The following is a 7,866-nucleotide window of genomic DNA, read 5'->3' as shown; positions in this document are numbered from 1 at the left end:
CTACTGGCTGAGTCAGCGTAATCCTTGGGCCGGTGGCCATTGTCCACATAGGCGGTTCTGCGGCTCCCGTCGATGCGCCCGGGTCCGTAGCGTGACGGCATGGCCCTTTCACTCAGCGCGGTTTCCCCGCCTTGGCCCTGGACGTCATCCACCCCTTCGTCCCGGGCACCCTCCACGGCGTCGTCCCTGCCGTCCCGCCCCACGCCCGTCGAAGGCTCCGGCCGCTGGGCCCGCGCCGGGATCCGCGCCGCCAACCTTCCCGCCGCCACGTTGTCCGCGGCGGCCCGCCCGTTCCGGAGCCGGGGCCCGGCGAAGTCCCGCCGGCAGCGGCCTCCCCGCGGTCGTCCGTCACAGCGCCGCCTGCGCGGCTGGATGAACCGGAACCGGCGACTTATCGCGGCCCTCCTGTTCTGCATCCCGGCCGGCCTCACGGTTCAGCAGCTAGCTCCCGCGCCCACTGCCACGGTGGTTGCTTTCGCCGCAGCGGCGGATCTTCCCGCCGGAAAGACCCTGGAACCCGGCGATGTCAGCAGCATCAGTGTCCCGCCGGGCCTCGTGCCTGCCGGCAACCCCGGCAGCGAGACCGCGTTCGAGGGAAAACAACTGGCCGCACCGCTGCGCCAGGGCCAACTCCTCACCGATGCCCAGATCCTTGGCCCGGGCCTGCTCGCGGGAAGCCCGCCCGGCTCTGCGGCCGTGCCGCTCAGGATGGCGGATCCGGCCTCCATCCAGCTGGTCTCCCCCGGGCAGCTCGTCAACGTGGTGCTCACCGGCGGAAACGGCTTAGACCAACCCGGCGAAAGCCAACTCCTGGCCGAAGCCGTTCCGGTGCTCTGGACGTCAGTGCAGGGCGGCAATGCTTCGCCGTGGCCCGCCACCGCGGAGACGGACGGGCTGATAGTCGTGGCAGCGGCGGCCGACCAGGCACGCAGACTGGCGGGCGCCTCTACCCAAGGCAAGCTGTTCTTCGTCCTTGTGGCGGCCGCGCCGGGCTAGGCCCGGGCAGCGTGCCGCGCTGGGCCCAGGGCAGCCCGTCCGCCGGGTGATGCCGGCACCGCAGGCTCCGCGGTGCCGGCCACGCAACGTCAGCCCCAGTGCGGTGGCTTCTGCTCCTGGAGCCATGCGTCGTGATCGTAATTGTCAGGCTGGTCACCCCAGCGCCGGGGGTCATCTTCCGCCGCCTTGTTCGGCAGCACGCCTTCGGGGACCGTGGCCGGCGCCTCCGAACGGCGGGACGGCTCCTTCGCCGTTTCCTGGTCCGGCCCGTCACCGGTCAACTCGCCGGACTTCGGCTCAGCGGTCTTCGGCTCAGCGGTCTTGGGCTCAGCGGCGCTGGTCGCGTCGTCCCTTTTGGCGCCGGTGTTGTCTTGGATGTCGCCGTCCGCACTCATGCCGCCGGCCTCCTTACTGCCTGTATTGCCTGTCATTCCTGTTCCTGGTTCTTGCCGGTGGTAGTCCTGGCCCGCAGTTCCGTGGCCCCGAAGTACCTGCCCCGCGGTTTCGTCCGCCACGTGGTGCCCAGCGGCCCGCGCCTCGTCAATCGCCAGGTGGTCGATGTCGTCATCGAAGAACCCGTGCGATGTCCGGAGCCGGCTGGACACGGCAGGCTTCTCCAACCCGAGGTAGCCGCCAATCCGATCGGCACAGGCCGAGGGATCGGTGAAGACCTCTATGGTCCATAGTGGCATGTAGCGCCAGCCAAGCCGCTCCAGGAGCTGCGGCCGGAGCCTGCTGCGTTCCCGGACGCTCATTCGCCGGTAGTGGGCGGTGCCATCTGACTCGATTGCTACCGGACGGGGAATATCAGCATCGTCCTGGCCGATCGTGGTCATCGGATCGGCGGCCGCCACCATGTTCAGGACGCCGTCGTACTGGTGCCACACGCGTGCCCCACGTGCCCGGAGCCGGTCGCCCAGGTCGGCCACGAGCGGATCGGCGCCGAGCGCCTGCTCGCTGGCCGCGGCCCGGGACGCGGGGCTGCCAAGATCTGTATTGCCCGCGATCTCACGGTCCAGCAGTTCATAGAAGTCCACGGCGCCGTGGCTGAGGCGGCTGACATCGAGGTCCTCGGGGCGGAAGCAACTGAGCACGTGCAGGGACCGGCGGGCACGCGTCATCGCCAGCGCGAATTTGGCCCGGCCCCCGTCGGCGGAGAGCGGCCCGAGGCTGTGGAGGGTGCGCCCATGCGGGGTGCGGCCATAGCCCGGGGAAAAAATGACGTGGTCGCGGACCAGGCCCTGGGCCCGTTCCAGATCCACCACGCGGAAGGACTCGTCCCCCGCCGTGAAGAAGCTGCCGAGCATAGGGTAGTTGGGCAGCTGCGCCCTGATGGCCTCGCCGATTCGGGCGGCGTGGCGAAGGCTGCCGGTCACCACGGCCAGCGAGGTCCGCGGCCGGAGCCGGGCGTGCTCGAAGACGAGCTCCACCGCACGGTTCACCTCGGCAACAACCGATTCAACGCCGTCGTGGTCAGCGCTGGGCAGCCCCGTGCCGTCGGGCAGATACTCCACGCTGAGGGCACGGTCAAGGCCCGTGGCGGATTGCCCCTCAGGGAGCCGGGAAAGTTCCCCGGCGTAGAAACCCTTGCTGAGCTGGCGCACCAGGTCTTCATCGACCGCACGGTACACGGTCCTCAGGTTCCAGACCGGAAGCACAGCGGAGAGTGCCCGGTACGAGCTCTCAACGCTTTGGGAGGAGCTCTCCCCGGCCGCGAGCCGTTCGACGCCCACGGTAAAGGTCCGGGGGCTGGCGACCTGTTCGTCGCCGAAGGCGATGACCTGCCGGGACCGGGCGATGGCCGGAAGGACTGCCTGCAGCGAAGTCGTCTCCGCGTCGAGGATCACGACGGCGTCGAAGGTCTGCTCGATCGGCAGGAGGCCCGTCAGGAGATAGGGGCTGACGGACCATACCGGTACAAGGGTGGGCAGCAGCTCCTGCGCCTGGCCGCTCAGGGCTGCCAGGGTCACCCGGCCGTCCTTGAGCAGGCTGCGCAACAGCTCGGCCTGGCGGGGGTACGCCGCGATTGCCGTACGCCACCGCTCGGACAGGTTCCACCGCAGCCGGGCAGCACCACTGGCGATATGGGCATTGTCCGCGAGCCGGTACTCCGCCTCAAGCTGGCGCAGGGCGTCGCCGTCGGACATGGCGAGGTAGTCATCGCCGCTGATCATGGCTTCCAGGGCCGACTGCCACCAGGCCAGCTCCAGCTCGGCGGTCACCGACCCCTCCGGAACCTCGCGCTCTGCAAGGTCGGCGAGGAGCTCGCCGAGGCCGTGCTCACGCATGCTTTCGACCAGCAGGGTGCGCTCGGGCAGGGTTTCCAGGGTCGCGGTGTCGGCGACGAGCCGCCGCACCCGGGGCAGGAGTTCATCGTACGGCGCGCGATCCACATCGCCGCCGGCGGCGGTGTGCTTGACCGCCTGGCCGAGTTCAGCCAGTTCCGCTGCGAGCTCCCGGTACAGGCCCGTGATTTCGCCCAGCCCGGACGGCACGGCCGGGTGCCGCTGCGTGGTGGCGTAGCCGGACCAGGCGGCGCGCTGCTCCTGCACGAGGACCAGGGAACTGTGCAGGTCCGCGATGTGCACGCCGGGCCGGACGTATTCCTTGGCCACCCGGCGCAGGCGCGAGCGCTGCATGGACGGCATCTCGATCCCGCGTTCCCGGCGCCAGGCGGAGGACGCCGTGGCGGAGATCAGGTCATGGACCGGCCGGTCAAAGATGTCGGGAGTGAACTTGTCCAGGCTTTCGCGGACGGCCACGAGAAGTTCGATCTGCTCGCCCCATTCGGCGAACGTCCCGCCGAGCCGGATCTCTGCGTGTTCCGCCACGGCGTCCATGCGCCCGCGCAGCAACGGCAGTTTCTCCGCCACGGACTGGGCAACGTTCTGCGCTTCCTGCGTTTCCTTGCGGGTGAGCAGACGCGCGCCGTGCCAGGGGCTGGTGGTGGACGCGCGGCTGAAGCTGCCGAGCTCGGCGGCTCGGCGGAGCCGGCCGGCGAGTTCCTCGCGGTCCCGGATGTTGTCCAGTACGCTGCGCTTGAGCCGGACCGTCGTGGCCGGCGCCGGCTGGATGGAGGTCAGTTCTGCCAGCGACTGCATGGCCTCGTACGGCGAGCAGCCCCAGCGGGCCCGGACATTGTGCAGGGATGCGACGTGGTCCATCAGGGCGTGGCGGTGCCCGGTCAGCGTGGCGTGCAGGTTGCTCAGCTGCGGCTGGAGAGACTTCTCGTTGCGGACGATCGCCCGGACCAGCTGGCCCTTGAGCTGCAGCGGGCTGGCGTTGCCGGTGAGCTGCAAGAGCACCGAATCCAAGCCAAGGCCGTCCAGCTGCGCGGAGATCTCGGCGAGGCTGGCACGCCGGTCACCCACCACCAGGACGGACTTGCCCTCGTCCACGAGGGCGCCGATGGTGTTGATGACGGTTTGGGTCTGGCCGGTGCCCGGCGGGCTGCTGACCACCAACGAGTCACCCGCCCGGACGGCGTCGATGACATACTGCTGGTCCGTGTCGGCGTCGAGCAGCAAAAGCTCCTCGGCCGGGTCCCGCTCATCCGTACTGGGGAAGCGGCCGGGCTCAAGCGCGGGCACGTCGACCCGTTCGCCGGAACCGGACCGTGCCAGCGCGGTGACAAGGGGGTTGTTCTGGTTGATCCACGGATCATCCAGGTTGCCGGAGAGGTCCGCAAAGGTGGAGACGAGCAGGTTGTGCTCGACTTCCGCGCCGTGGATCGGCTGGACCAGGGTGCCAAGACGGTCCAGAACCGGCTGGGGGTCATAACGGGCCGTGCTGTACGCCATCCGCGTGACCGCGTTGACGTCAAAGACGATCCCGTGGACTGACTTGAGGTGCCGAACCAGCGCCGGGTTGATCTGCGCCTGTTCGGTGAGTTGAAGTTCGTAGTCGTCCTCGCCGGGGCGCACCGTGAGGGAAATGGCGGTGAGCATGACCGGGGCCGAGATCCGTTGCGGCTTACCCCCGACGGCGGACGTCCAGACGACCGTGCCGGCGGAGAAATACCCCGCGTCGATGCCGCGGTCATTGGCGAGTTCGAAAATCTTGGAGCGCAGGTTCCGCGATGCCCTGGCCGCAACAACATACTGCTGGCGGTCGCGGATCAACGTCGAGAGCCGGGTGCGCCGGCCTGCCATCAGCTGGGCAAGCCCGGACGGATGGGCATGGGTCAGGTCGATCGAGCCTTCAGGCGTTTTGGTGAAGCGCAGCATGGTATCTGCTCCGGTGACGGGCTTGAGCTCCGACAGCCATTTCCTGAACTCCTCGGAGCCCTCGGGGTGGCCTTGACCAACTGACACTGCTGCCTTCTTTTCTGTGCTCGATTTCTCTGCGCCGGACCGTGGCGGGCTCGACTCTAGCGCGTTCGACGTATCAACGCTCGTCTGTGTTGCGTCCGCGCTTTCCCTGGCCGCGTTGTGGGTGCTCGCGGTTGTCTGGCTGGCGCGGGACGCCTTGGACCATACCGGCATGCTTTCGAGGGTAGCCCGAATCCCCGGCACGTGCGGGGCCGCAACACTGGGCGGTGCGAAATTCGGCTCGAATTGTCAGGAACAAAATGAAATGGCCGGCCTCGAAAGGCCGGCCATTCACATTGCTATTCCCACTCGATGGTTCCCGGCGGCTTGCTGGTCACATCCAGCACCACGCGGTTGACGCCGTCCACCTCGTTCGTGATCCGGTTGGAAATCCGGGCCAGGAGATCGTAGGGCAGCCGCGACCAGTCGGCGGTCATGGCGTCCTCGGAAGACACGGGGCGCAGGACAATCGGGTGTCCGTAGGTGCGGCCGTCGCCCTGGACGCCGACGCTGCGGACGTCCGCCAGCAGCACCACGGGCATCTGCCACACTTCGTCATCCAGTCCGGCGGCGGTCAGCTCGGCGCGGGCGATCGCGTCGGCCTTGCGGAGCAGGTCCAGGCGTTCCTTGGTGACGTCGCCGACGATCCTGATGCCGAGGCCCGGTCCGGGGAAGGGCTGGCGTCCGACGATTTCCTGCGGCAGGCCGAGCTGCGCACCGACCGCGCGGACCTCGTCCTTGAACAGGGCGCGCAGCGGTTCAACGAGTTCAAACTGCAGGTCCTCGGGCAGCCCGCCCACGTTGTGGTGGCTCTTGATGTTGGCCGCACCTTCGCCGCCGCCGGATTCGACGACGTCGGGGTACAGGGTGCCCTGGACGAGGAACTTGATCTTTTCACCGTGCGCCGCGGCTTCGGCGATGATCGCCAGTTCGGCTTCCTCGAAGGCGCGGATGAATTCGCGGCCGATGATCTTGCGCTTGGTCTCGGGATCGCTGACGCCGGCAAGTGCGTTCAGGAAGCGCTCCTGCTCGTTGGCGACATAGAGCTTGACGCCGGTGGCGGCCACGAAGTCACGTTCGACCTGTTCGGCCTCGCCCTCGCGCAACAGCCCGTGGTCTACGAAGACGCAGGTCAGCTGGTCGCCGACTGCGCGCTGGACCAGGGCGGCGGCCACTGCCGAGTCGACGCCGCCGGAAAGTCCGCAGATGACCTTGGAGTCGCCGATCTGTTCGCGGATGCGCTGGACCTGTTCTTCCAGAATATTGCCGGTGGTCCAGTTCGGTTCCAGCCCGGCGCCCCTGAAGAGGAAGTTTTCCAGGACCTGCTGGCCGTAGGCCGAGTGCTTGACCTCGGGGTGCCACTGGACACCGTAAAGGCGCTTGTCCTCGTTGGCGAACGCGGCGACGTCGGCGCCCGCCGTCGTCGCGAGGACCTCAAAGCCCTCGGGGGCTTCATGGACGGAGTCGCCGTGGCTCATCCAGGTGCTCTGGTGCTGGGGCATGCCGGCCAGGATGGAGCGGCCCTCCCCCAGGGTGGTGGTCTCGGTGGCGCCGTATTCGCGGAGCCCCGTCTGGGCCACCTTGCCGCCGAGGGCGTTGGCCATGGCCTGGAAGCCGTAGCAGATGCCGAAGACCGGGACACCGGCCTCGAAGAGGTCAGCGCCGACGCTGGGCGCGCCGTCGGCGTAGACGCTCGAGGGGCCGCCCGAGAGGATGATCGCGGAGGGGTTCTTAGCCAGCAGCTGCTCGGTGCTGTAGGTATGCGGAACCACTTCCGAATACACATTCGCTTCCCGGACGCGGCGGGCAATCAGCTGCGCGTACTGGGCACCGTAGTCAACGACCAGAACGGGCCTGTGGGACGTCTGGGATGCAGAGGGAGTAGTCACCCCACTAGCCTACTTTGCGCCGCTGCCCGCCCGCACATTGAGAAGCCGGCGCGGGCCCCGAATCGAGGGCGGAGGTAAGCGAACTCACACGCCCGACGGCGGCTGCCGGCGTCGTGACGCTGTTTAGAGCCGCCGGGGTTCAGTACCGCTGGGGTGCCTGCGGGTTGGCGGCGAGTTCGGCCTCGACCTCCGCGTGGAACTTCTTCTCAACGAAGAAGGACAGGAACGGCACCACGCCGCCCAAGGCCATAACCACCAGCTTGGTGAACGGCCAGCGCATGAGGGACCACAGCCGGAAGTTGGAAATGAGGTACACGACGTACATCCAGCCGTGCACGATCAGGACCGCGACGGAGAGGTTGACGCCCCCGATCACCCCTGGCGGCTCGGCGTCGGCAAATCCGAGGCCGAACGGCTGGCCGGTGATGGCGTTGGTGCCGCCGGCGTAGAGGTACTGCCCGAAGCCGTACCGGGCGACCAGTTCGGCACACAGCAGCAGCAGCATCGAACCTGTCAGGTAGGCGAGCACCTTGTAGAACTTCAGGGCGGACCGGATTTGGGCCTCGGTGCCGCCGAAGCGGCGCTTCTTGCCGGTTTTCCCCGTGCCGTTGGTTGTCTGCGGCTGGATGGCGGGCTGGGGCTCGATCATGATTGCACTCTCGGGTCTGTGG

General features: G+C 68.2%; 4 protein-coding genes. 1 reads left to right on the top strand and 3 read right to left on the bottom strand.

Features of this window, described 5'->3' with window-relative positions; translation table 11 throughout:
- Nucleotides 1-99 precede the first annotated feature (99 nt).
- Nucleotides 100-996 (top strand): RcpC/CpaB family pilus assembly protein, encoded by an 897-nt coding sequence (locus LQV16_RS22070; protein WP_229995996.1) that lies wholly within the window; start codon nt 100-102, stop codon nt 994-996.
- 89 nt (nt 997-1,085) lie between these two features.
- Here LQV16_RS22070 and LQV16_RS22065 read toward each other — a convergent pair whose 3' ends face one another.
- The 3 genes from LQV16_RS22065 to LQV16_RS22055 all read right to left on the bottom strand — a co-directional run bounded on the left by LQV16_RS22065 (nt 1,086) and on the right by LQV16_RS22055 (nt 7,844).
- Nucleotides 1,086-5,309, bottom strand: a complete 4,224-nt coding sequence (locus LQV16_RS22065; protein ID WP_229995995.1) for an AAA family ATPase — start codon at nt 5,307-5,309, stop codon at nt 1,086-1,088.
- A gap of 296 nt (nt 5,310-5,605) precedes the next feature.
- A complete protein-coding gene (gene guaA, locus LQV16_RS22060) occupies nt 5,606-7,195 on the bottom strand; it encodes a glutamine-hydrolyzing GMP synthase (RefSeq protein WP_229995994.1) in 1,590 nt (529 codons plus the stop codon).
- Nucleotides 7,196-7,334: 139 nt separating this feature from the next.
- Entirely contained in the window at nt 7,335-7,844 is a 510-nt protein-coding gene (locus LQV16_RS22055; RefSeq protein WP_229995993.1) for a DUF3817 domain-containing protein, read from the bottom strand.
- Nucleotides 7,845-7,866 lie beyond the last annotated feature (22 nt).

Source organism: Arthrobacter sp. Bi26 (assembly GCF_918697925.1).
GTDB lineage: Bacteria > Actinomycetota > Actinomycetes > Actinomycetales > Micrococcaceae > Arthrobacter.
Note: the sequence above shows the minus strand (reverse complement) of the source record. Positions and strands in the feature narration are given on the sequence as shown.

Coding starts and splice junctions, on each gene's coding strand:
- LQV16_RS22055 (WP_229995993.1), bottom strand. CDS start 7,844: ATGATCGAGCCCCAGCCCGCCATCCAGCCGCAGACAACCAACGGCACG.
- LQV16_RS22070 (WP_229995996.1), top strand. CDS start 100: ATGGCCCTTTCACTCAGCGCGGTTTCCCCGCCTTGGCCCTGGACGTCA.